Consider the following 23,450-nt stretch of genomic DNA (forward strand, 5'->3'; position numbering starts at 1 on the left):
TGATTCGATACTCTCGACGGTCTCAGTTCACAGCGGACGTCGCTTCGACATGACGCGGTAAGGTCACCCGGATACGGGTGCCGCGTTGGCTTTGAACATCAGCCGGGCTGTCGATGGTGATTTGTCCATAATGCTCTTCAACGATGGAATAGACCAGTGCAAGGCCCAGACCGGTGCCTTCGCCAGGATCCTTGGTGGTGAAGAAGGGTTCGAACAGTCGGTCCATGATGCTCGAGGGAATACCGCTGCCTTCGTCTTCGACGATCAGATCGACCGTGTGTTCGCCGGCTTCGCTCTTGACGCGCACTGCACTGCCCGGAGGCGAGGCGTCACGGGCGTTTGAGAGCAGATTGATCAATACCTGGGCGAGCCGCTGCGGGTCGCCTTCGACCCAGTGATCGGGGTCGCACAGGTTGTAGAACTGTACTTCGAAATTGCGCCGGTTCAAGGCCAGCAGGCCGATGGCATCCTGGGCCACTTCCGCCAGACAAACGGGCTCGTCGCTGTGCTGATGAGCGCCCGCGTGGGCGAAGCTCATCAGCGACTGAACGATGCGTGACACGCGTTTGGTCTGCTCGAGGATCTGCCCGCTGATTTCCGTGAGTTCGGCGTCTTCTTCACGTTCTTCGCGCAGGTTCTGCGCGAGACAGGCAATGCCGGTGATCGGGTTGCCGATTTCATGGGCCACGCCGGCCGCCAGTCGGCCAATGCTGGCCAGGCGCTCGGAGTGCACCAGTTTGTCTTCGAGCATCTGGGTTTCGGTCAGGTCTTCCACCAGCAGCACCAGGCCGCTGTTACCCGGTGCCAGCGGTTCGTCGATCGCCGCTTTGTGCAGGTTCAGCCAGCGGGTCTGGCCATCGAGGGCCAGGTGCTGCTTGTGCAAGTGCTCGTCCGGCAGATTGATGAAGCCTTGCAGCAGCTCTTTCCACGGGTCGGCAATGGTGCTCAGGCGTGAACCGACCACACGCTGCGCGGCAATCCCGGTCAGCTCCTCCATGGCTTTGTTCCACATGAGGATTTCCTGATCCTTGGCCAGCGAGCACACGCCCATCGGCAATTCCTGCAGGGTTTGGCGGTGGTAGCGACGCAGGGCATCGAGTTCGGCGGCAAGGCCGGTGAGGCGCGAGTGGTAATCCTCGAGGCGACTTTCGATGAAGTGGATGTCTTCGGTGACGTAGTTTTCGCCGCCGGCCTTATAGGGCAGGAAGGTTTCGACCATGTCCTGCGCCACGCTCGGGCCCATCAGGCCGGAGAGGTTGGCTTCGATACGGTCACGCAAACGACGCAAGGCGTAAGGCCGGCGTTCGTCGAACGGCAGATAAAGGTCACGCAGCGCTTGTTCGACTTCTTTCTGCGCCGCCTTGGCACCCAGCGGTTTGGCCAGTTGCGTGGCGAATTCCTGAGGTGAGGCGGCATGCAGTTCGCGGCGTTGCGGGCGGCGAACGTTGTCCACTGCGCAGGCTTCGGCGGCGCTGGCCTCTTCGGGGCTGGCGTTGGTGAACAGTGAGATCAGGGTGAACATCAGCACGTTGGCGGCCAGCGAGGCAATCGCCGCCATGTGCCAGCTGGTGTCGTCCAGCACGTAAATCATGTTCAGCAACGGAATGTAGAAGCCTTGCAGATTGCCGACCAGTGGCAACAGCATGGTCACCAGCCACACCAGAATCCCCGCCAGGAGGCCGGCGATGAAGCCGCGACGGTTGGCGGTCGGCCAGTACAGCACCGACAACACGCCCGGCAGGAACTGCAACGTGGCGACGAAGGCGACGATGCCGAGGTTGGCCAGGTCCTGTTCCGCGCCCAGCATCAGGTAGAAACCGTAGCCGGCCATGATGATCGCGACGATCAGTGCCCGGCGGGTCCATTTCAGCCAGCGGTAGATATTGCCCTCGGCCGGCGGCTGATAGAGCGGCAGCACCAAGTGGTTCAGTGCCATCCCGGACAGCGCCAGCGTAGTAACGATGATCAGCCCGCTGGCTGCCGACAATCCACCGACATACGCCAGCAGCGCCAGGGCTTTGCTGTTGGCGGCGATGCCGATGCCCAGGGTGAAATATTCCGGATTGGTGGTGGCACCGAGTTTCAACCCGGCCCAGAGAATCAACGGCACTGCCAGGCTCATCAGTAGCAGGAACAGCGGCAAGCCCCAGCTCGCGCTGACCAGCGAACGCGGGTTGAGGTTTTCGGTAAAGGTCATGTGGTACATGTGCGGCATGACGATCGCCGAGGCGAAGAACACCAGCAGCAGCGTGCGCCATGGGCCTTCCTGCAGTGGCGTGTGCAGGGCGGCGAGGGCGGTCTGGTTTTGCAGCAGCCACAGTTCCAGCTGTTGCGGGCCGTCGAACACGCCATACAGCGCATACAGGCCGACGCCACCAATCGCGATCAGCTTGATCACCGACTCGAAGGCGATTGCGAACACCAGGCCTTCATGTTTCTCGCGGGTGGCGATGTGGCGCGAGCCGAAGAAAATCGTGAACAGCGTAATCAGCGCGCAGAAACTCAGGGCCACGCGATGCTGCACCGGCTCGCGGGTGAGGATGCCGATGGAGTCGGCCACCGCCTGAATCTGCAACGCCAGCAACGGCAGCACGCCGACCAGCATGAAAATCGTCGTCAGCGCACCGGCCCAGGTGCTGCGGAAACGGAACGCGAACAGGTCGGCCAGCGATGAGAGTTGGTAAGTGCGGGTGATTTTCAGGATCGGGTACAAAAGCACCGGCGCCAGCAGAAACGCCCCGGAAACCCCGAGGTAGCTGGACAGAAAACCGTAGCCGTACTGATAAGCCAGGCCCACCGTGCCGTAAAACGCCCAGGCACTGGCATAAACGCCCAGCGACAGGGTGTAGGTCAGCGGATGGCGAATGATCGCCCGGGGGATCATGCCCCGTTCACTGATCCAGGCTACGCCGAACAGCACCGCCAGGTACGCGGCGCTGATCAGGATCATCTGGGTCAGGCTAAAGCTCATCGGCATCTTTTTGGCTCTGCAGGATGAAGGTCACGACGATCAGAATCAGCCAGAGCAAATAAGGGCGATACCAGGCGCCAGTGGCGTCGATCCACCAATCCATGATGGCCGGGGAGAACAGATAAATCCCCACTACCAGGAGCAGGACCAAGCGATAGATGTACATCCCGGCCTCTCTCTTTTATGCGCGTGCCCGAAAACGTGCGGCGATGGTAACGGATGGGTGCGCCACTGCAAGTGGCATCACTGCAGTTGCGCTTCAGGCAACGTCAGTGTGCGCGGGATCAGCGACGCATCCCAGTGGGCAATGCCCCAATTCAGCACTTCCCGTGGCGTGGCGTCATTGAGTTCGATAACGGGAGTGTGCCCCAGCGCCCGCAATGCGCGCAGCAACAGCGGCGTAGCCTGATCTTCGGTCAGCGGCGGTGAGCGATAGGATTTGCCGAGTTTGTGGCCGTCCGGCTGGGTAATCAGCGGGATGTGCAAGTAGCGCGGTTGCGGCAGACCGAGCAGTTCTTGCAGATAGAGCTGGCGTGGCGTGGAGTCCAGCAGGTCGGCGCCGCGCACGATATCAGTGATGCCTTGCCAGGCATCGTCTAGCACCACCGCCAATTGATAGGCGTAGAGCCCGTCACGGCGACGAATCACGAAGTCACCCACCTCGCGGCCCAGGTGTTGACGGAATTCGCCCTGCACCCGGTCGATGAAGTGGTATTCCAGCTCCGGTACACGCACGCGGATTGCCGCATTTTCAGTGCCGTGCCCAGCGTTGCGGCAGAACCCGGGATAGATGCCGTGATACGGCTCCAGTTGCTTGCGCGAGCAGGTGCATGCGTAGGCCAGGCCCTGGCTGAACAGGCGATTGAGGACTTCAGCGTAGGCCGCGTGCCGGTCACTCTGTCGGACCATCTCGCCATCCCATTCGAAACCATAGCTTTCCAGCGCCTTGAGAATCGCCGCCTGAGCACCGGGCTCCTCGCGTGGCGGATCGAGATCCTCCATTCGCACCAGCCAGCGCCCGCCGACCGAACGGGCGTCGAGGTACGAGGCCAGCGCTGCAACCAGTGAGCCGAAGTGCAGATGCCCGCTGGGCGTGGGGGCGAAGCGCCCGATGTAGGCGGAAGAGGCGATGGCGGTCATAAGGGCGATGTCAGGCTGTCCAATCGTATTGAGCACGGCTTGAAGCCGCCTTCACGAGCAAGCTCAGCTCCTACAGGAGATTGCGCCAGCCTTTGTAGGAGCGAAGATTGTTCCGGGCGGCGATCCGACGAAGGCGATTTCGAAGTCGCAACAAATATCAGCAAATATCAGAAACAAAAACGGAGCGTTCGCACGCTCCGTCTTTCGTTCAAGTCGAGATTACTTGCCGACTTGCTTTTCCTTGATTTCCGCCAGGGTCTTGCAGTCAACGCACATGTCGGCGGTAGGACGGGCTTCCAGTCGCTTGACGCCGATTTCGACGCCGCAGGACTCGCACCAACCGTATTCTTCGTCTTCGATCAGTTGCAGGGTCTTGTCGATTTTCTTGATCAGCTTGCGCTCACGGTCGCGGGCGCGCAATTCGAGGCTGAATTCCTCTTCCTGGCTGGCACGGTCTGCCGGGTCAGGGAAGTTGGCCGCTTCGTCTTTCATGTGATCAACGGTACGGTCGACTTCCTGCATCAAGTCCTGTTTCCACTTGTTCAGGATCTTGGTGAAGTGAGCACGCATGGGTTTACCCATGTACTCTTCGCCCTTCACTTCTTTGTAGGGTTCGAAGCCGCTGATCGACTGATTTTGCTGCTTTGCTTGGGTGGGCATGAAATGGACCGCCTCTACTCTTGTAATCCATTGCGCAGGATTGCTCCATCACCGACACCTGCCGGCCCTGCGGCTGCAAGCGGGCGAACTTACCAGATCAAATCGGACCGCGCTACTCCCGGATGTCGAGCCCGCGGCCCGTGGTGCTTGCAAAAGATTGCAAAGCTTCGTCTGGTGGCTAAGGAGACCTGATCAATTATTGATTTTAGCCAAACCTGAGACATACGCTTGAATCGATTGAGACCAGCATTATATGGCTCTGACCGCTTTAGACTCTCGCTCGTTCCTGCGCTTGGGTAGAATCAATTCTTTTCCCCGTTGTAAGGAAGGCTAATGGCTCTGTCCTACAGTGCGCGCAGTCGCGCTATCGAACCGTTCCACGTTATGGCCCTGCTGGCGCGGGCCAACGAGCTGCAAGCGGCTGGCCACGACGTGATTCACCTGGAAATCGGCGAGCCGGACTTCACCACCGCCGAACCGATCATCCAGGCCGGCCAGGCCGCGCTGACGGCGGGGAAGACCCGTTACACCGCCGCTCGCGGCATTCCTGAGCTGCGTGAGGCCATTTCGGGTTTTTATCAGCAGCGTTATGGGCTGAACATCGATCCGCAACGCATCCTGATCACGCCTGGCGGTTCAGGCGCATTGCTGTTGGCCAGTGCCTTGCTGGTGGACCCAGGCAAGCACTGGCTGCTGGCCGACCCGGGTTATCCGTGCAACCGGCACTTCCTGCGCCTGGTGGAAGGTGCGGCGCAACTGGTGCCGGTCGGCCCGGACGTGCGTTATCAACTGACCCCGGACCTGGTCGCGCGTCACTGGGATCACGACAGCGTCGGCGCCCTGGTAGCATCGCCGGCCAACCCCACCGGGACCATCCTGACCCGTGATGAGCTGGCCGGGCTGTCCGCGGCGATCAAGGCTCGCCACGGTCATTTGGTGGTCGACGAGATTTACCACGGCCTGACTTACGGCACGGACGCGGCCAGCGTGCTGGAAGTCGATGACGGCGCTTTCGTCCTCAATAGCTTTTCCAAGTATTTCGGCATGACCGGCTGGCGCCTTGGTTGGCTGGTCGCACCTGAAGCAGCGGTCGGTGAACTGGAGAAGCTCGCCCAGAACCTCTACATCAGCGCACCGAGCATGGCCCAGCACGCGGCATTGGCCTGCTTCGAGCCCGCCACCATCAGCATTTTCGAGGAGCGCCGCGCCGAGTTCGGTCGACGTCGCGACTTCCTCCTGCCAGCCCTGCGGGAATTGGGTTTCGGTATCGCCGTAGAGCCGGAAGGCGCGTTCTATTTGTACGCCGATATCAGCAAGTTCGGCGGCGATGCCTTCGCGTTCTGCCGACACTTCCTCGAAACCGAGCATGTTGCAATTACTCCGGGCCTGGACTTCGGTCGTCATCAGGCCGGGCATCATGTGCGGTTTGCGTACACCCAAAGCCTTCCGCGCTTGCAAGAAGCAGTCGAGCGGATCGCCCGCGGTTTGAAGAGCTGGCAAGGCTGATGCGTTTTCATCCTCCCCTTGAAGAGGGGCGCTTGATTCGTCGTTACAAGCGTTTTCTTGCCGATATCGAAACCGTTGGCGGCGAGTTGCTGACCATTCACTGCCCGAACACTGGCTCGATGCTTAATTGCCAGGTCGAGGGCGGGCAAGTCTGGTTCAGCCGCTCCACCGACCCCAAGCGCAAGTTGCCCGGCACTTGGGAAGTTGGCGAAACCCCACAGGGGCGGCTGTTCTGTGTGAACACCGGGCGCGCCAACGGCTTGATCGAGGAAGCGTTGCAGGCTGGCGTCATCACCGAGTTGAACGGCTTTACCGAACTGAAGCGCGAAGTGGCCTATGGTCAGGAAAGCAGCCGTATCGATTTTCGTCTCGATTACCCGGGCGGGCCGGCTTATGTGGAAGTCAAAAGCGTCACCCTGGGCTTTGATGGCTCGGCGGTGGCGGCATTTCCTGACGCGGTGACCCAGCGTGGGGCCAAGCATTTGCGCGAACTGGCGCATTTGGCCAGGGACGGGATTCGGGCAGTGCAGTTGTATTGCGTGAACCTGACAGGGATCGACGCGGTGCGTCCTGCCGAAGAAATCGATTCGGCCTACGCAGCTGCGTTGCGTGAGGCAGTGGCGTGTGGAGTCGAAGTGCTGGCGTATGGCGTGCGCTTGACTCACGAAGAGATGGTGGTCGATCGGCGACTGGATGTGCTGTTGAACGGTTAGAGCGTGACCCAGATTCCTTGCTCATCTTCGTGGCAGGGGATGCTGGTCAGGGATTGTCCGGCGCAGGGGCCGGCGACGCATTCACCGTCCTCGATCAGAAACAGTGCGCCGTGGGTCGCGCACTGGATCAAGCTGTTGCTGGGGTCGAGAAACTGGTCGGGCTGCCATTCCAGCCCGACGCCCCGGTGCGGGCAGCGATTTTCATACACATACACCCGACCGCCCCGGCGTACGGCCAGGAGCTTCTGGCCGTTGACGTCGAAACCGCGACTGCTGGCGTCAGCCAATTCGGCGCCTGTGCAAAGAAGCTTCATGTCTATCCTCAAGTCCTGCGGCTCGCGACCTGGTACGTCCGAGCTTGACGTTCAAATGCAAGCAATTATCAAATGACGGCTCGCCCGCAGGGCGATTACCGGATGCCGAGAATACTTGGCCTGTCATGACTATGCCCGGGAAACCTTTGAAGGAGGCTGTTTATGCACCTGTTCGATCCCGGTACGACTGGCCAATGACCCTTCTGATTAAACCTCGTGCGTTGTTCATTGGCTTGAGCCTGTTGTGTTTGCTGGCGATCTGGTTGTCGCTGGCGTTGGGGCCGGTGAGTTTGCCGTTGTTCGACACCTTGCGCGCGGCGCTGCGCTTGGTCGGCCTGCCGATTGCCGCCGACGGGTTGGAGCAGGCCGAACTGATCCTCGGGCAAATCCGCCTGCCGCGAACCTTGCTCGGTTTGGCGGTGGGCGGGGTTCTGGCGCTGTCTGGTGTGGCAATGCAGGGGTTGTTTCGCAATCCTCTGGCCGATCCGGGCCTGATAGGGGTGTCGAGCGGCGCGGCATTGGGCGCGGCTATCGCGATTGTCGGCGGCTCGGTATTCGGTGGACTGCCTGAATCCTTCGGGCCATATCTGTTGTCGGTGTGCGCGTTTCTCGGCGGGTTGGGGGTGACGGCGCTGGTCTATCGACTGGGGCGACGCAATGGCCAGACCAACGTCGCGACCATGCTGCTGGCCGGTATTGCATTGACTGCCCTGGCTGGTTCGGCGGTCGGGCTCTTCACTTATCTGGCGGATGACGCGACCCTGCGCACCCTGACGTTCTGGAACCTGGGCAGCCTTAACGGCGCCAGTTATGCGCGACTCTGGCCGTTATTGCTGGTGAGTACCGGTGTGGCACTGTGGTTGCCGCGTCGGGCCAAGGCCTTGAACGCATTATTGCTGGGGGAGTCGGAGGCCGGCCACCTGGGTATCGACGTCGAAGGACTCAAGCGCGAATTGGTGTTCTGCACGGCGTTGGGTGTCGGCGCGGCGGTAGCTGCGGCGGGGATGATCGGGTTTGTCGGCCTGGTGGTGCCGCATCTGGTGCGGCTGCTGGTCGGCCCCGATCATCGGGTGTTGTTGCCGGCGTCGGTGTTGGCGGGGGCCAGTCTCCTGTTGTTTGCTGATCTGGTGGCGCGGCTGGCGCTGGCGCCGGCTGAGTTGCCGATCGGGATTGTCACGGCCCTCATCGGCGCGCCGTTCTTTCTGTATTTATTGCTCAGAGGGCGTGCCTGATGTTGCGAGCGCAGAACCTGCAAATCCGTCGCGGTCGAAAAGTTGTCCTGACGGACATCACCCTTGAGCTTAAACCGGGCGAAGTGCTCGGCGTGTTGGGGCCTAATGGCGCCGGCAAAAGCACGTTGCTCGGCGCCCTGTGCGGAGAATTGCCGGCGGACCATGGCAGCGTCTGGCTCGATGAGCGTGAGTTGAGTCATTGGAGCGGAGCGCAGCGAGCCCGGCGTTTGGCAGTATTGCCGCAAGTGTCGACCCTGGACTTTGCCTTTCGCGTCGAAGAAGTGGTCGGCATGGGCCGTCTGCCTTATCAAAGCGGTCGGGTCCGGGATGAGGAGATTGTCGCCGCCGCGTTGCAGGCGGCCGATGCGGGGCACTTGAGCGGTCGCAGTTACCTGGCGTTGTCCGGTGGCGAACGTCAGCGGGTGCATTTGGCGCGGGTGTTGGCGCAGCTTTGGCCGGGCGAGGCGGGGCAGACGTTGTTGCTCGATGAGCCGACGTCGATGCTCGACCCGCTGCATCAGCACACTACTCTGCAAGCGGTGCGTGAATTCGCCGATCGCGGTGCGGCGGTGCTGGTGATCCTGCATGATTTGAATCTGGCGGCGCGTTATTGTGATCGCCTGTTACTGCTTGAAGGTGGGTGTCCTGTGATGCTGGACACGCCGGAACAGGTATTGCGCCCGGAACCGCTCAAGGCAGTGTTCGGGCTGGAAGTATTGGTGCAACCGCACCCGGAGCGTGGGCATCCGCTGATCATCGCCCGCTGAGGTGTTTTAGGGATGAAAACACGCGTGATGGTTTTTCTGGCCGCGCTGTTACTGAGTGCTTGCCAGCATGTAGCGGTGCCGCCGGTCAGCGGCGAAATCCGGGATTTGCGCAGCGGTCAGACCCTGACCGCGCAAGAACTGCTTGCACGGTTGGCGGAACCTTCGCGGTTGATCGTCGGCGAGCAGCATGACAATCGTGATCACCATCAACTGCAATTGTGGTTATTGCAGGCACTGGGTGAGCGACGGCCTCAAGGCAGTCTGCTGCTGGAAATGTTGACGCCGGCTCAGCAACAGCGCGTCGATGACGTTCGGCAAACCTCACCGCTGCCGACCGATTTGTCCGGGGCATTGGCCTGGCAGCCGGGATGGGACTGGAATCTTTACGGGCCGATCGTTCGTTTTGCCCTGACTCAGCCGTACCCGTTACTGGCGGCCAATCTGGACACGCCTGAAGTCCGTACTGTCTATGCCAAACCGCCAACATTGAGCGGTGCGCGTTCCAACGCTCCGACGGTCAGGAACGAGTTGCTGGCACAGATCAGCGATTCCCACTGCGGCTTGCTGCCTGAATCACAGATGCCCGCGATGCTGGCCGTGCAGCAGCAGCGTGACCGGCGGATAGCCGAGCGATTACGGGCGGCACCGATGCCTTCACTGTTGTTTACCGGCGCGTTCCACGCCCGCAAGGATGTCGGGGTGCCGATCCATGTGCTGGACCTGGGGGAGCCCAAGGCACCAACGGTATTGATGCTGGCGGAGCAGGGCGCTGAGGTCACGTCGGCCATGGCCGATTACGTCTGGTATACGCCCACCACGCCACCGCAGGATTACTGCGCGCAAATGCGCAAGCAGTTCGGCAAGCCGTCAGGCCAATAAGATCACGCGAGTTTTCCACAGGCAAAAAAAGACCCGGCAAGAGCCGGGTCAAATAACCGTGATTAGCCTGATGAGGAGATAATCTGAGAGTCCGAACCAAGGGCTTTTCAGAATATCGACCAGTCTCGCGACCAGTTGTGATAATCATAGCGATTCTCATTACCAAGTCAATCGCTGATTTCTCGTTTCCGTGAATTACGTCATTCCTTCGCTGGAAAGCCTCGTAATCATTGGGTTTCAGGCTGTGCGTTCGAGTGAAATTATCCGTTCAATTCTTGTGGCGAGACGAAATAGCATCCAGCTGTTTGTTCAAGGCTTCCTTGCGCTCGGCGGGAATGTCGTTCCAGTGGACATCCATCAACGCGCCTTCAATCGCATACAACAACACCTTGGACGCCCGAAAACCGCGAGTGCGCACGGCCCGATAAGCGTCCACAGCTCCCAGCCGACGCAAGTCCGAGGCACTGTGGATGCCCACGGCATGCAGCCATTGCGCCGACGTCTTGCCAAGATTCTTCAGGTGTTGCAGTTCATCATTCATCAAGCCTCCTTGYGACAGCCGAATGGTGCGTGGGCGAGCCTCTCAGCAGTGTAGCCATCAGTAGGAAAAGCGTGATTGTTTGGTCGGTTTCGACGCAAAAGCTTCTAAGAGGAAAACTCAAGAAGCGGCGTGAAAAGGCGGAGCATGTAGTCCGAGGGCGTGTGGGAAATTGAGTTTTCGAGCAAAAAAAGTACAACGTCCAGCGCAAGGCGGGGGCGCTGGACTGGGTGAGACGTCGCTTTTAGCGGGTGCGATAACGCAGGCGTGTACCGAAATTCATCGACATCAGGATCTCATCGGCACTCAGCTCCGGCGGGAAGTAGGCGCCGGAGATCTGCGCGTGGGCCAGGCTCGCGCCTTCCAGGGATGAGTTGCGAAAGTCGACGCCGCGCAAGTCGGCAGAGCGAAAGTAGGCATCGGTGAAGTCGATGCCGTCGGCGTTCAGTTCACGCAGATCGAGCCCGCGGAAGTCACCACCGACCATGTCGATAGGTCCATCTTTCGGGCGTTCATTGTTGAAGCTTGTGATGTCGTCTTTGTGCAGCAAGGCATAAAGCGGGGTGTCGAGAAGTTTTGGCTGGCTCATGTCACATCACCTGATGGTTTTATGGCGCCAGTATAGTGCCACTATTTGGCAGCCGTGAAGCCGGTGAGGGCTTCACGGTTGAAATAGTTTCTTACAGACCAGGCAGGCGCTGGCGAATCTGCGCAACGACCGTATCGAGGGTGCCACTTTCATTGGTCTGGACGCGCTTGCTGCAGAGGATTTCTGCTGGCGTCAGTGCCTCGCGGCTGGCTTGCTGGGCGGCGATAACAGCCAGGTTGGCGTCGGACGGATCGTTGTTGTCCGCCTGGCGTTGCTTCAACCAGCTCTCGATCACCGCTTGTGGAGCGTCGCAATCGAGGATCAGGAACGGCGCGCCGGTGGCCTCGGCGATTTTTGCCGCGCTGTCGCGTTGGTCGCGCTTGAGATAAGTGGCATCGATCACCACCGGGAAGCCGGCACGCAGAATTACATTGGCAACCTCATGCAGGCGGGCATAGGTGGCGACGCTGGCGTCGGCGCTATAGATGCCGGCCTGCGGGTCGTTCGGTACGGTCTGTTCGCCGAACATGCGCTTGCGCTCGACATCCGAACGCAGGCGAATGGCACCCAATGCTTCCACCAGGCGCATGGCCACATGGCTTTTGCCGACGGCGGAAACACCGTGGGTGATCGCCAGGAAACGCGAAGGAATGGTGCTGTAGCTTTCCGCCAGGTTGGCGTAGTTGCGGTACTGACGCAGAGTGGTAGCGCGCTGCACCGGGTCGGCCTCGGCCGGCATGCTGAACAGGCTGACCTTGGCGCGAACCAGGGCGCGGTAGGCTTTATAGAAGTTCAGCAGCTCAAGACCCTGGTAGTCGCCGGTCAGTTCCAGGTATTGGCTGATGAAACGGCGCGCCAGGCTCTTCAGGCCGCGGTCTTCCAGGTCCATTGCCAGGAAGCCGGTGTCGGCGTAAACGTCGGTGAAGCGGAACGGTTCGTTGAACTCGATGCAGTCGAAGATCACCACTTTGCCGTCGATCACGGTAGCGTTGCCCAGGTGAATGTCACCATGGCATTCACGAATGAAGCCGTCGGCCTTGCGCTGGGCGAACAGTGGCTTGAGGCGCTCGAAGCTGCTTTCGGCCCAGGCTTGCAGTGCCTCGAGTTGCAACAGATCGGCCTTGTCGCTGAGGAACGGAAGGATCTGTTCGAAGTTCTGCCGTACCGGCGCCATGACGCTGTCCGGCGTGCCGGCTTCGTGTTCGGCAGGCACTTTCGGCGCACTGAGGTGGAATTGAGCGATCTGCGCGGCCATCGCGTCGATGTGCGTGGTGGTCAATTCGCCGTTGGCTTGCAGGGTGCTGAGCAGTTGGCTTTGCGGGAACTGACGCATTTTCAGGGCGTAATCGACAACCGGACCATCGCCGCCCAATTGTGGCGCCTCGGCGCTGCCGGTGATTGGCAGCACTTCAAGATACAAGTCATGGGTCAGGCGCTGGTTCAGGCGCAGCTCCTCGCCGCAGAAATGCTTGCGAGCTTCGAGACTGGTGAAATCGAGGAAGCCGAAATTCACCGGCTTCTTCACTTTATAAGCATAGGGACCGGTGAGTATCACCCAGGAAATATGGGTCTCGATGACCTGAAACCCTTCTACGGGATGCGGGTAGAGGGCCGGGTTTTGCAGGGCAGCGATCAGGGACTGGCTCACAGGTGATCCTTCAGAGTCTGGGGGGAAATTCAAGGCCGTCATTATGGCTGCAAGTCCGTCCGACGCAAACCTCAGAGGGCTCCTGTTGAGTATGAATAAAGTGCGTATAATCCGCCGCCATGACTCGATCTCGATCCCCCCGCACCCCTAAAAAACCACCTTCCAAGGGCATGCGCCCCTGGCTGGGCTGGGCCCTTAAACTCAGCCTGGTCGGCCTTGTGGTGCTCGCCGGGTTCGCGGTTTACCTCGACGCCGTGGTCCAGGAGAAGTTCTCCGGCAAGCGCTGGACCATCCCGGCCAAGGTGTACGCGCGCCCGCTCGAGCTGTTCGTCGGACAAAAGCTCAGCAAGGACGACTTCCTCACCGAACTCGATGCCTTGGGCTACCGACGCGAAGCGGTCAGCAACGGCCCCGGCGCGGCAGCGGTCAATGGCAATACCGTCGACTTGAATACCCGAGGCTTCCAGTTCTATGAAGGCATGGAGCAGGCGCAGCCCGTGCGCGTGCGGTTCTCCGGCGATTACGTGGCCGAGCTCTCGGCGACCAACGGTTCGAAGCTTTCCGTGGTGCGACTGGAGCCGCTGCTGATCGGCGGGATTTACCCGAAAAACCTTGAAGACCGCATCCTGATCAAGATCGATCAGGTTCCGCCGTATCTGCTCGAAACCCTGGTTGCTGTAGAAGACCGGGATTTCTACAGCCACTGGGGCGTGTCGCCGAAGTCGATTGCCCGAGCTATCTATGTCAACACCTCGGGCGGCAAGATGACCCAGGGCGGTAGTACGCTGACGCAACAGTTGGTCAAGAACTTCTACCTCACCAGTGAACGCAGCCTGACCCGTAAGCTCACCGAAGCCATGATGGCGATGTTGCTTGAGCTGCATTACGACAAGAGCGAAATTCTTGAGGCTTACCTCAATGAAGTATTCGTCGGCCAGGATGGTCAGCGCGCGGTGCACGGCTTCGGCCTGGCCAGCCAGTTTTTCTTCGGGCAGCCATTGTCCGAGCTGAAACTGCATCAAGTCGCTTTGTTGGTGGGCATGGTCAAGGGGCCGTCCTATTACAACCCGCGCCGCAACCCTGAGCGGGCTCTGGAGCGGCGCAATCTGGTGCTCGATGTTCTGAAGGAGCAAGGCGTTGCCAGCGCCGAACAGGTTGAGGCGGCGAAGAAAATGCCACTGGGTGTGACCACTCGCGGCAAGTTGGCCGACAGCTCGTTCCCGGGCTTCCTTGATCTGGTTAAACGTCAGTTGCGCGAAGACTACCGCGACGAAGACTTGACCGAAGAAGGGCTGCGAATCTTCACCAGTTTCGACCCGATCCTGCAGATGAAAGCCGAAGCCTCGGTCAACGACACGTTCAAGCGCCTGGCCGGGCGCAAGGGTTCCGATGACGTGGAAGCCGCGATGGTCGTGACCAACCCGGAAACCGGTGAGGTCCAGGCCATGATCGGCAGCCGTCAGGCGAGTTTTGCCGGTTTTAACCGTGCGTTGGACGCGGTGCGACCGATCGGCTCTTTGATCAAGCCGGCGGTTTATCTGACCGCTCTTGAAAAGCCGAGCCAGTACACGCTCACCAGTTGGCTATCGGACGACTACTTCTCGGTCAAAGGCGCGGACGGTCAGATCTGGAAACCACAGAACTATGATCGCCGTTCCCACGGCACGGTGTTCCTGTACCAAGGGTTGGCGCACTCCTACAACCTGTCGACCGCGCGTCTCGGGTTGGCGGTGGGCGTGCCGAATGTCTTGAAGACCCTGGCACGCCTGGGCGTAAGCCGCGAATTCCCGGCGTTCCCGTCGATGTTGCTCGGTGCCGGCGGTATGACCCCGATCGAAGTGGCGACCATGTACCAGACGCTGGCCAATGGCGGGTTCAATACGCCGATGCGCGGGATTCGCAGCGTACTGACTGCCGAGGGCGAGCCGCTCAAGCGTTATCCGTTCCAGATTCAGCAGCAATTTGATCCGGCGTCCATTTACCTGATCCAGAACGCCATGCAGCGCGTCATGCGCGAAGGTACCGGTAGTTCGGTTTATAACGTGTTGCCGAAAACCCTGACCCTGGCCGGTAAGACCGGTACCAGTAACGATTCGCGGGACAGCTGGTTCGCCGGTTTCAGTCAGGATCTGCTGGCCGTGGTCTGGCTGGGGCGCGATGATAATGGCAAGACACCGTTCACCGGTGCCACCGGCGCGTTGCAGGTCTGGACCAGTTTCATGCGCAAGGCCGATCCGCTGCCGCTGGACATGCCGCAACCGGACAACATTGTTCAGGCCTGGGTCGATTCGCGCACTGGTCAAGGTTCCGAAGCCAACTGCCCAGGTGCGGTGCAGATGCCGTATATTCGCGGCAGTGAACCGCCTCCCGGTGCTGCTTGCGGTGGTGAAAGCCCTGCAGAATCGGTGATGGATTGGGTCAAGGGCTGGATGAATTAAGCAAAGAGGATTTGAAGTGAACAAGTGGTTGATTCCAGCGGTGACTGCCGTGGCTTTGCTCAGCGGCTGCTCCACTGTGCAGCGTGGTTCGATCCCGGTTGAGGATGCCGGCACTGCCGTCTCCAACAGTGAGCGGATTTCGGCGAATGGCGGTTTCCGTCAGTCGACGGTGAAACGTCCTGTACAAGCTCAGACTCAGGCGATCCCGCAAGGTGACACCGGGGTCGTGGTGATGGTCCCGGGTGGTGGCGCCGTCTCCTCGGCACCGATCAGCACTTCGCCGATTACCCCAGGCCCGATTACTCCGGGGCCGATTGATACCTCGCCGGTTCAGTCGGCGCCGATCAATCAGGGTAGCTACAGCATGCCGTCGACGCCCAGCGGGATTCCTTCGGCGAACTCCGGCGGACTGTCCGCCGATGAACAACTGGACGGTCCGGTCCTGGCATTGTTGACCACCGCCCAGCAGCAACAGGCCAGTGGCGACCTTAATGGTGCATCTTCCAGCCTCGAACGTGCCCAGCGTGTTGCACCGCGCGAGCCGCAAGTACTTTATCGCTTGGCCCAGGTGCGTATGGCTCAAGGTGATGCGGCTCAGGCCGAGCAGTTTGCCCGCCGTGGCCTGACGTTCGCCAATGGGCGTCCGGATCTTCAGGCCAGCCTGTGGGAATTGATCGCCCAGGCCCGAGAGAAGCAGGGTGACCCGGCCGGTGCTGCGTTGGCTCGTCAGAAGGCCAAGGTTTCGCTGTGATGGATATGCGCTTTCCGAAGATTGCCGAACAGTTGCTGTTGATCGAGCGCGAGCTGCGCGTTCAGGGCTGGTGGGATGAAGTACCGCCGTCTGCTGAGGCGCTCTCCAGCGTTGAACCGTTTTCGGTGGATACGCTGGATTTCGAGCAATGGCTGCAATGGGTCTTCTTGCCAAGGATGAAGTCGATCCTCGAGCAGGATCTGCCATTGCCCAACGCATCAGGGATTCAGGAGATGGCCGAAATGGTCTTCGCCTCCCGCAATGTCCAGGGCAAGGATCGGCAGCTTCAGGTCTTGCTCAAAGAGTTCGACGCGTTGATCACCGTCTCCCGCTGAATCGGAAACTGCCAGTGCTTACTGGCAGTTTTTCGCAATCTGTTTCTGTGCTTCGGTGAGGCGCTCCTGACGTTGTTGGTCGGTCAGGCGGCGCGTCTCGCCGTCGACTTCCTCCCGCAATCGCGGATTGTTCTGCAGTTGAGCCAGGTTCGTCCGAGCTTGTTCACAGAACACTCTTAGCTGGGCCTGCTGCTCGGCGACCTGCTTTTTCACTTTGTGATCGATGGCCTTTTGATCGCCGATGACGTTGCCGCGCGGTAGCGCGCCCGGCTTGCCGACGGGCGGGGAGGGCGTGACCATGACGGTGGCCTCCCGGCCTTGGGGCGGCTGCGCATCGAAATGGGTGACGCCCTGGGCATCGACCCATTTATAGATCTGACCCGCCATGCACAAAGGGCTCAGGCTGATCAGCAAGCTGGCGGTGAAGATGAGTGTTCTCATGCCATTTCCTTGTCAGGGGTGCGCAATTGAAGCTAACACAGTTGCGGTTTAAAGGTTTTTTCTTGCGTTCTCATGCGCTTAGTTCAATAAAGCACATTGACGGCTTGACTTGCGATGGGCGAAACAGAAGAATCCAAAGTCCGCTGTAGAGGGACTGCCAGAAGCAGACCCACTCGGYAGATCATGAGGCGCACATCCGCGCCGACCTGTTACACCCGCAACGCGTTACCTCGCGCTGGGTGGGAAAGGCCCGCAACACTTGGGACGATCCCAATACTTGCTCAGTCAGTGCTGACGTAGTCGGCGACCACCGTCGCTCATGCTCTGCCGAGAAGTAAACCTATTAAGACCCGTCCTCTTGTATGTGGGCGGTATTCTGGCGTTTTAGAGGTGAACAACGTGGAGCTTTTATCTGGCGGTGAGATGCTCGTCCGCTTTTTGCGTGACGAAGGCGTCAAATATATCTACGGGTACCCGGGTGGTGCTCTTCTTCATGTCTATGATGCCCTGTTCAAAGAACCGGAAGTGACCCACATCCTGGTTCGTCACGAGCAGGCTGCGACCCATATGGCTGACGGCTATGCCCGTGCCACCGGTAAAGCCGGCGTGGTACTGGTGACGTCCGGCCCGGGCGCAACCAACGCCATCACCGGTATTGCCACGGCCTACATGGACTCCATTCCGATGGTGGTCATTTCCGGCCAGGTGCCTAGCACCATGGTAGGCACCGATGCGTTCCAGGAAACCGACATGATCGGTATCTCCCGGCCGATCGTGAAGCACAGCTTCATGATCAAGCACGCCTCGGAAATCCCGGAAGTCATGAAGAAGGCGTTCTACCTGGCGCAATCCGGTCGTCCTGGTCCGGTCGTTGTCGATATCCCGAAAGACATGACCAACCCGGCCGAAAAGTTCGAATACATCTTCCCGAAAAAAGCCAAGCTGCGTTCCTACAGCCCGGCCGTTCGCGGTCACTCCGGGCAAATCCGCAAGGCAGCCGAAATGCTTCTGGCGGCCAAGCGCCCTGTGTTGTATTCGGGCGGCGGCGTGATCCTCGGTGGTGGCTCTGCGCCGCTGACCGAGCTGGCGAAGATGCTCAACCTGCCAGTGACCAATACCCTGATGGGCCTGGGTGCCTACCCTGGCACCGACCGTCAGTTCATCGGCATGCTCGGCATGCACGGCAGCTACACCGCCAACCTGGCGATGCACCATGCCGATGTGATCCTTGCAGTCGGCGCGCGTTTCGATGACCGCGTGATCAACGGCCCGGCCAAGTTCTGCCCGAATGCCAAGATCATTCACATCGACATCGACCCGGCTTCGATTTCCAAGACCATCAAGGCAGACGTGCCTATCGTTGGCCCGGTCGAGAGTGTCCTGACCGAAATGGTCGCGATCCTCAAGGAAATCGGCGAGACCCCGAACAAGGAGTCCGTTGCCAGCTGGTGGAAGCAAGTTGATGAGTGGCGCGGTGACCGCGGTCTGTTCCCTTACGACAAGGGCGACGGCAGCGTGATCAAGCCGCAGACCGTGATCGAAACCCTGTGCGAAGTGACCAAGGGCGACGCCTTTGTGACCTCCGACGTGGGTCAGCATCAGATGTTCGCGGCGCAGTACTACAAGTTCAACAAGCCGAACCGTTGGATCAACTCCGGTGGCCTGGGCACCATGGGCTTCGGTTTTCCGGCGGCCATGGGCATCAAGCTGAGCTTCCCGGATGACGATGTCGCCTGCGTAACAGGCGAGGGCAGCATCCAGATGAACATTCAGGAACTGTCGACCTGCCTGCAATACGGTTTGCCGGTAAAAATCGTCATCCTGAACAATGGCGTGCTGGGTATGGTTCGCCAGTGGCAGGACATGAGTTATGGCAGCCGTCACTCGCACTCCTACATGGAATCGCTGCCTGACTTCGTCAAACTGGCAGAGGCCTATGGTCACGTTGGCGTGCGCATCACCGACTCGAAAGATTTGAAGTCGAAGATGGAGGAGGCGTTCGCCATGAAAGATCGCCTGGTGGTTATCGATATCTCGGTTGACACCAGCGAGCACGTCTACCCGATGCAGATCAAAGACGGCTCCATGCGTGATATGTGGTTGAGCAAGACGGAGCGTACTTAATCATGCGGCACATTATTTCCCTGCTTCTGGAAAACGAACCGGGCGCTCTGTCTCGTGTAGTCGGCCTGTTTTCGCAGCGCAACTACAACATCGAAAGCCTGACCGTGGCGCCAACCGAAGACCCGACTTTGTCGCGTCTGACGCTGACCACTGTCGGCCATGATGAAATCATCGAGCAGATCACCAAGAACCTGAACAAGCTGATTGAAGTGGTCAAACTGGTCGACTTGTCGGAGAGTGCTCACATCGAGCGCGAACTGATGCTGGTCAAGGTCAAGGCCACCGGCGCCCAGCGCGCCGAGATCAAGCGCACCACCGATATTTATCGTGGGCAGATCGTTGATGTCAGCGCCAGCGTGTATACCGTTCAATTGACCGGTACCAGCGACAAGCTCGACAGCTTCATTCAATCGATCGGCACTGCCTCGATTCTGGAAACCGTACGCAGTGGCGTCACCGGGATTGCCCGCGGCGACAAAGTACTGAGCATCTAAACCAAATTAGCGAATGGCCTGAGGGCCAGATATAAAGGGGAAATTCATGAAAGTTTTCTACGATAAAGACTGCGACCTGTCGATCATCCAGGGCAAGAAAGTTGCCATCATTGGTTACGGCTCCCAAGGCCACGCTCAAGCGTGCAACCTGAAAGACTCCGGCGTTGACGTTACCGTTGGCCTGCGTAAAGGTTCGGCCACCGTTGCCAAAGCTGAAGCCCACGGCCTGAAAGTGACTGACGTTGCTTCCGCCGTAGCAGCTGCCGACCTGGTCATGATCCTGACCCCGGACGAGTTCCAGTCCTCGCTGTACAAGAACGAAATCGAGCCGAACATCAAGAAAGGCGCCACCCTGGCCTTCTCCCACGGTTTCGCGATCCACTACAACCAGGTTGTTCCGCGCGCTGACCTCGACGTGATCATGATCGCGCCGAAAGCTCCGGGCCACACCGTGCGTTCCGAGTTCGTCAAAGGCGGCGGTATCCCTGACCTGATCGCTATCTACCAGGATGCTTCGGGCAACGCCAAAAACGTTGCACTGTCCTACGCTGCCGGCGTTGGTGGCGGTCGTACCGGCATCATCGAAACCACCTTCAAGGACGAGACCGAAACCGACCTGTTCGGCGAACAAGCCGTTCTGTGCGGCGGTACCGTTGAGCTGGTAAAAGCCGGTTTCGAAACCCTGGTTGAAGCTGGCTACGCGCCGGAAATGGCCTACTTCGAATGCCTGCACGAATTGAAGCTGATCGTTGACCTCATGTACGAAGGCGGTATCGCCAACATGAACTACTCGATCTCCAACAACGCTGAGTACGGCGAGTACGTGACAGGTCCGGAAGTAATCAACGCCGAATCCCGTCAGGCCATGCGCAACGCCCTGAAACGTATTCAGGACGGCGAATACGCCAAGATGTTCATCAGCGAAGGCGCCACCGGCTATCCTTCGATGACCGCCAAGCGTCGTAACAACGCCGCTCACGGTATCGAAATCATCGGTGAGCAACTGCGCTCCATGATGCCGTGGATCGGTGCCAACAAGATCGTCGACAAAGCCAAGAACTAAGTCACGAGCTTGTACGGAAAACGCGGCCTAGGCCGCGTTTTTTCGTTTGGATCCGCCGGTTCTGGTATAAAGCTGCATCGTTTGCGGTCGAACCGTCGTCCCAGACACCTGTCGAAACTTTCCACCCCGTTGCAAGGTAATGTCCATGAGCGAACGTCCCGAAGAGCCAAAGCAGGCTTCTGACGCCGAAAGCCTTCTGCCCATCGATGAGCACATCGAAGAAGGGCATGACGCTGAAGGCCGTAAAGTCCGGCATCGTGGTATCTATCTTCTGCCGAATCTGTTCACCACTGCGAACCTCTTCGCAGGGTTCTATTCCATCATCAACTCGATGAGCGCCCAGAGCGCCTTGAGTGCCGGTGATGCAATCGGCGCGAGCAAGTATTTTGCGTTTGCCGCGATCGCGATTTTCGTTGCCATGGTGCTCGACGGCCTCGACGGTCGCGTCGCTCGCATGACCAACACCCAAAGCGCCTTCGGTGCGGAGTACGACTCGCTGTCGGATATGGTTGCCTTTGGCGTCGCGCCGGCTTTGCTGGCATTCGGCTGGGCCTTGGGCGATATGGGCAAAGTCGGCTGGATGGTCGCCTTCATCTATGTGGCGGGTGCGGCGTTGCGCCTGGCACGCTTCAACACGCAGGTCGGCACCGCCGACAAGCGCTACTTCATCGGTCTGGCCAGCCCGGCCGCGGCCGGTGTGGTCGCGGGCATTGTCTGGGCGTTCAGCGATTACGGCATTCAGGGTTCCAAAATGTCGTTCCTGGTTGCACTGATGGTTGCCGCCGCGGGCATGCTGATGGTCAGTAACATCAAGTACAACAGCTTCAAGGAGCTGGACTTGAAGGGGCGCGTTCCCTTTGTCGCGATCCTGGCAGTGGTGCTGGTATTTGCCGTTGTATTCAGTGATCCGCCGCGCATCCTGCTGCTGGTTTTCCTTGCCTATGCGGCTTCCGGGCCGGTGCAGTACCTGCTGCGTCTTCGTCGGCACAAAAAAGCCGAGTGATGTAATTTCCCTCATACTCCGCAGTCTATGGGTGCATCTGTCCTCCAATGCTGCGGAGTTGCCATGCTGATCAAAGTCCCCAAAGCGTCTGACTGTCATGAGTCAGACGTCACGCCTGAATCTCTCTACCTTTCTCGTCGCAATGTATTAGGCGCGGCCGTTGCCGGTTTGGCTGTGAGTACGCTGCCGCGCTGGGCGAGTGCCGACGATGCTGCGCGTTATGCCGATGTCGAGCCTGGCAAGGCGCCGTCCTGGTTTGCCGAAAAACTGCCTTCCACTAAATGGGGGGCGGTCAACGTCAAGGATGAAGCAATCACGCCTTTCAAGGATGCGACCCACTACAACAACTTCTATGAGTTCGGTACCGACAAAGGCGATCCTGCGGCCAACGCCGGTGCGCTAAAAACCGAACCGTGGAGCGTGGTGGTAGACGGGGAGGTGGGTAAGCCGGGGCGGTATGCGCTGGAAGACTTCATGAAGCCTTATCAGCTGGAAGAGCGTATTTATCGTCTTCGCTGTGTGGAGGCCTGGTCGATGGTCATTCCGTGGATAGGTTTTCCAATTTCGGCTTTGCTGAAGGAAGTAGAACCGACGTCCAAGGCCAAATTTATTCGCTTTGAAACCCTGCAAGATCCCAAGAGTATGCCTGGACAACGTTCTGGCTTCGCCTTGATCGACTGGCCATATGTAGAAGGGCTGCGTCTGGATGAGGCGATGAATCCGTTGGCGATTCTCGCTGTAGGCATGTATGGACGTGAGTTGCCCAATCAGAACGGTGCGCCGCTACGTCTGGTGGTGCCGTGGAAATACGGCTTCAAGAGCATCAAGTCCATCGTGCGAATCAGCCTGGTCAGTGAGCAGCCGAAAACCACCTGGCAGAGCATTGCCTCGAATGAGTATGGCTTTTATGCGAACGTGAACCCGACAGTCGACCACCCGCGTTGGACGCAGGCACGGGAAAGGCGTTTGCCGAGCGGTCTGTTCAAGCCCAATGTGCGGGACACGCAAATGTTCAACGGCTACTCGGATGAAGTCGCTTCTTTATATGCAGGGCTCGATCTGCGGAAGAATTACTGATGCGATATCTGTTCTGGCGTATTGGTGTCTTTATCGCCGCAGCTGTTTGGCCGCTGCTTTGGTTGTATCAAGCCTGGGCGGATGTGCTGGGGCCTGATCCAGGAAAGGTGCTGGTTGATCGTCTAGGGTTGGGGACGCTTGTCCTGCTGCTCATTACGTTAAGCATGACGCCATTGCAGAAGCTCACCGGTTGGTCGGGGTGGATAGCTGTCCGACGGCAGTTGGGGTTGTGGTGTTTCGCCTATGTGGTTTTGCATTTGAGCGGTTATACGGCGTTCATCCTCGGCTTTGATTGGTCACAACTGGGTATCGAGTTGCGCAAGCGGCCGTACATTATCGTCGGGGTGCTGGGTTTTCTTGGTTTGTTGGCGCTGGCGGTTACCTCCAATCGTTACAGTCAGCGGCATTTGGGCGTTCGCTGGAAAAGACTGCATCGGTTGGTCTATGTGATTCTCGGGCTTGGGTTACTGCATATGTTGTGGATCGTTCGCGCCGATCTGAGGGAGTGGGCGATCTACGCTTCTATAGGTGCGTTGTTATTAGTATTGAGATTGCCGCCTGTAACCCGCCGAATTCCACGTTTAATCGTTAAAAAGGCACCTTCTGCAAGAAAGGCGTAATTAGAGGTTGACGGCAGATCCTGGACGTCTATAATTCGCCCCACTTCCGGCGCAGTCGAAACGGAAAACTCCTTGGTAAACAACGAGTTACGCAGTTTTCGACAGCGGTTACGCTTCAGTTCATCGAAGCCAGAAGGAGTTGATAAG

General features: G+C 59.2%; 23 protein-coding genes. 14 read left to right on the forward strand and 9 right to left on the reverse strand.

All coding sequences use genetic code 11. The features are described from left to right. Window positions 1-22: 22 nt before the first annotated feature. The 4 genes from AC1DIS_RS25005 to dksA form a co-directional block, all read right to left on the reverse strand. Entirely contained in the window at window positions 23-2,977 is a 2,955-nt protein-coding gene (locus tag AC1DIS_RS25005; RefSeq protein WP_026286733.1) for a sensor histidine kinase, read from the reverse strand. After that, complete coding sequence (locus AC1DIS_RS25010; protein WP_003176118.1) at window positions 2,961-3,137, reverse strand: hypothetical protein; 177 nt, start codon at window positions 3,135-3,137, stop codon at window positions 2,961-2,963. The genes AC1DIS_RS25005 and AC1DIS_RS25010 overlap by 17 nt, the downstream gene beginning before the upstream one ends. Before the next feature lie 77 nt (window positions 3,138-3,214). After that, window positions 3,215-4,111, reverse strand: a complete 897-nt coding sequence (gene gluQRS, locus AC1DIS_RS25015; RefSeq protein WP_018930204.1) for a tRNA glutamyl-Q(34) synthetase GluQRS — start codon at window positions 4,109-4,111, stop codon at window positions 3,215-3,217. A gap of 219 nt (window positions 4,112-4,330) precedes the next feature. Continuing rightward, window positions 4,331-4,771, reverse strand: a complete 441-nt coding sequence (dksA, locus tag AC1DIS_RS25020) for an RNA polymerase-binding protein DksA (RefSeq protein WP_007902025.1) — start codon at window positions 4,769-4,771, stop codon at window positions 4,331-4,333. A 333-nt stretch (window positions 4,772-5,104) separates the two neighbouring features. Here dksA and AC1DIS_RS25025 point away from each other — a divergent pair, with 333 nt between their 5' ends. Beyond that, complete coding sequence (locus tag AC1DIS_RS25025; RefSeq protein WP_064620364.1) at window positions 5,105-6,277, forward strand: pyridoxal phosphate-dependent aminotransferase; 1,173 nt, start codon at window positions 5,105-5,107, stop codon at window positions 6,275-6,277. Next, window positions 6,277-6,990: a DNA/RNA nuclease SfsA gene (gene sfsA, locus AC1DIS_RS25030; RefSeq protein ID WP_086945888.1), complete on the forward strand. Its 714-nt coding sequence runs from the start codon at window positions 6,277-6,279 to the stop codon at window positions 6,988-6,990. Before AC1DIS_RS25025 ends, sfsA begins: the two co-directional genes overlap by 1 nt. Here sfsA and AC1DIS_RS25035 read toward each other — a convergent pair. After that, window positions 6,987-7,304: a Rieske (2Fe-2S) protein gene (locus tag AC1DIS_RS25035; RefSeq protein ID WP_064620359.1), complete on the reverse strand. Its 318-nt coding sequence runs from the start codon at window positions 7,302-7,304 to the stop codon at window positions 6,987-6,989. The genes sfsA and AC1DIS_RS25035 overlap by 4 nt on opposite strands. Window positions 7,305-7,552: 248 nt before the next feature. Here AC1DIS_RS25035 and AC1DIS_RS25040 point away from each other — a divergent pair, with 248 nt between their 5' ends. From AC1DIS_RS25040 to AC1DIS_RS25050, 3 genes are read left to right on the forward strand one after another with little or no spacing between them, the layout of a single operon-like run. Then, a complete protein-coding gene (locus AC1DIS_RS25040) occupies window positions 7,553-8,536 on the forward strand; it encodes a FecCD family ABC transporter permease (RefSeq protein WP_167331204.1) in 984 nt (327 codons plus the stop codon). Next, window positions 8,536-9,303: a heme ABC transporter ATP-binding protein gene (locus AC1DIS_RS25045; protein WP_477743887.1), complete on the forward strand. Its 768-nt coding sequence runs from the start codon at window positions 8,536-8,538 to the stop codon at window positions 9,301-9,303. The genes AC1DIS_RS25040 and AC1DIS_RS25045 overlap by 1 nt, the downstream gene beginning before the upstream one ends. Window positions 9,304-9,315: 12 nt before the next feature. Further along, complete coding sequence (locus AC1DIS_RS25050; RefSeq protein WP_477743888.1) at window positions 9,316-10,182, forward strand: ChaN family lipoprotein; 867 nt, start codon at window positions 9,316-9,318, stop codon at window positions 10,180-10,182. Between the two features lie 268 nt (window positions 10,183-10,450). Here AC1DIS_RS25050 and AC1DIS_RS25055 read toward each other — a convergent pair whose 3' ends face one another. The 3 genes from AC1DIS_RS25055 to AC1DIS_RS25065 all read right to left on the reverse strand — a co-directional run bounded on the left by AC1DIS_RS25055 (window position 10,451) and on the right by AC1DIS_RS25065 (window position 12,957). Continuing rightward, window positions 10,451-10,723 carry a TfoX/Sxy family protein gene (locus AC1DIS_RS25055; RefSeq protein ID WP_009050884.1) on the reverse strand — a complete coding sequence of 91 codons (273 nt, stop codon included), beginning with the start codon at window positions 10,721-10,723 and terminating at the stop codon, window positions 10,451-10,453. Window positions 10,724-10,964: 241 nt separating this feature from the next. Next, window positions 10,965-11,309 carry a pentapeptide repeat-containing protein gene (locus AC1DIS_RS25060; protein WP_018930211.1) on the reverse strand — a complete coding sequence of 115 codons (345 nt, stop codon included), beginning with the start codon at window positions 11,307-11,309 and terminating at the stop codon, window positions 10,965-10,967. A gap of 91 nt (window positions 11,310-11,400) precedes the next feature. Continuing rightward, entirely contained in the window at window positions 11,401-12,957 is a 1,557-nt protein-coding gene (locus AC1DIS_RS25065; RefSeq protein WP_064620349.1) for a bifunctional aminoglycoside phosphotransferase/ATP-binding protein, read from the reverse strand. A 119-nt stretch (window positions 12,958-13,076) separates the two neighbouring features. Here AC1DIS_RS25065 and mrcB point away from each other — a divergent pair, with 119 nt between their 5' ends. Genes mrcB through AC1DIS_RS25080 form a run of 3 tightly spaced genes read left to right on the forward strand, consistent with a single transcriptional unit; the run spans window position 13,077 to window position 16,481 of the window. Beyond that, on the forward strand, window positions 13,077-15,395 hold the full coding sequence (gene mrcB / locus AC1DIS_RS25070; RefSeq protein WP_064620347.1) for a penicillin-binding protein 1B: 2,319 nt from the start codon (window positions 13,077-13,079) through the stop codon (window positions 15,393-15,395). Between the two features lie 16 nt (window positions 15,396-15,411). Next, window positions 15,412-16,146 (forward strand): tetratricopeptide repeat protein, encoded by a 735-nt coding sequence (locus AC1DIS_RS25075; protein WP_018930214.1) that lies wholly within the window; start codon window positions 15,412-15,414, stop codon window positions 16,144-16,146. After that, a complete protein-coding gene (locus tag AC1DIS_RS25080; protein WP_018930215.1) occupies window positions 16,146-16,481 on the forward strand; it encodes a YqcC family protein in 336 nt (111 codons plus the stop codon). The genes AC1DIS_RS25075 and AC1DIS_RS25080 overlap by 1 nt, the downstream gene beginning before the upstream one ends. An 18-nt stretch (window positions 16,482-16,499) precedes the next feature. On the opposite strand, the gene AC1DIS_RS25085 is transcribed toward AC1DIS_RS25080, so the two are convergent. Continuing rightward, window positions 16,500-16,922: a DUF4124 domain-containing protein gene (locus tag AC1DIS_RS25085; protein WP_064620345.1), complete on the reverse strand. Its 423-nt coding sequence runs from the start codon at window positions 16,920-16,922 to the stop codon at window positions 16,500-16,502. A gap of 399 nt (window positions 16,923-17,321) precedes the next feature. On the opposite strand from AC1DIS_RS25085, the gene AC1DIS_RS25090 reads away from it, so the two are divergent. From AC1DIS_RS25090 to msrQ, 6 genes are all read left to right on the forward strand, one after another. Further along, entirely contained in the window at window positions 17,322-19,046 is a 1,725-nt protein-coding gene (locus AC1DIS_RS25090; protein WP_026286735.1) for an acetolactate synthase 3 large subunit, read from the forward strand. Between the two features lie 2 nt (window positions 19,047-19,048). Next, entirely contained in the window at window positions 19,049-19,540 is a 492-nt protein-coding gene (gene ilvN / locus AC1DIS_RS25095; RefSeq protein WP_003205610.1) for an acetolactate synthase small subunit, read from the forward strand. A gap of 46 nt (window positions 19,541-19,586) precedes the next feature. After that, window positions 19,587-20,603, forward strand: coding sequence for a ketol-acid reductoisomerase (ilvC, locus tag AC1DIS_RS25100; protein ID WP_003228216.1), 1,017 nt, complete (start codon window positions 19,587-19,589; stop codon window positions 20,601-20,603). Window positions 20,604-20,748: 145 nt separating this feature from the next. Further along, a complete protein-coding gene (gene pssA / locus AC1DIS_RS25105) occupies window positions 20,749-21,606 on the forward strand; it encodes a CDP-diacylglycerol--serine O-phosphatidyltransferase (protein ID WP_008006914.1) in 858 nt (285 codons plus the stop codon). 63 nt (window positions 21,607-21,669) lie between these two features. Beyond that, entirely contained in the window at window positions 21,670-22,683 is a 1,014-nt protein-coding gene (gene msrP / locus AC1DIS_RS25110; protein WP_018930219.1) for a protein-methionine-sulfoxide reductase catalytic subunit MsrP, read from the forward strand. Continuing rightward, window positions 22,683-23,303, forward strand: a complete 621-nt coding sequence (gene msrQ / locus AC1DIS_RS25115; protein WP_086945885.1) for a protein-methionine-sulfoxide reductase heme-binding subunit MsrQ — start codon at window positions 22,683-22,685, stop codon at window positions 23,301-23,303. The genes msrP and msrQ overlap by 1 nt, the downstream gene beginning before the upstream one ends. The last annotated feature ends 147 nt before the right edge of the window (window positions 23,304-23,450 follow it).

This window comes from Pseudomonas sp. 05N433 (genome assembly GCF_056396925.1).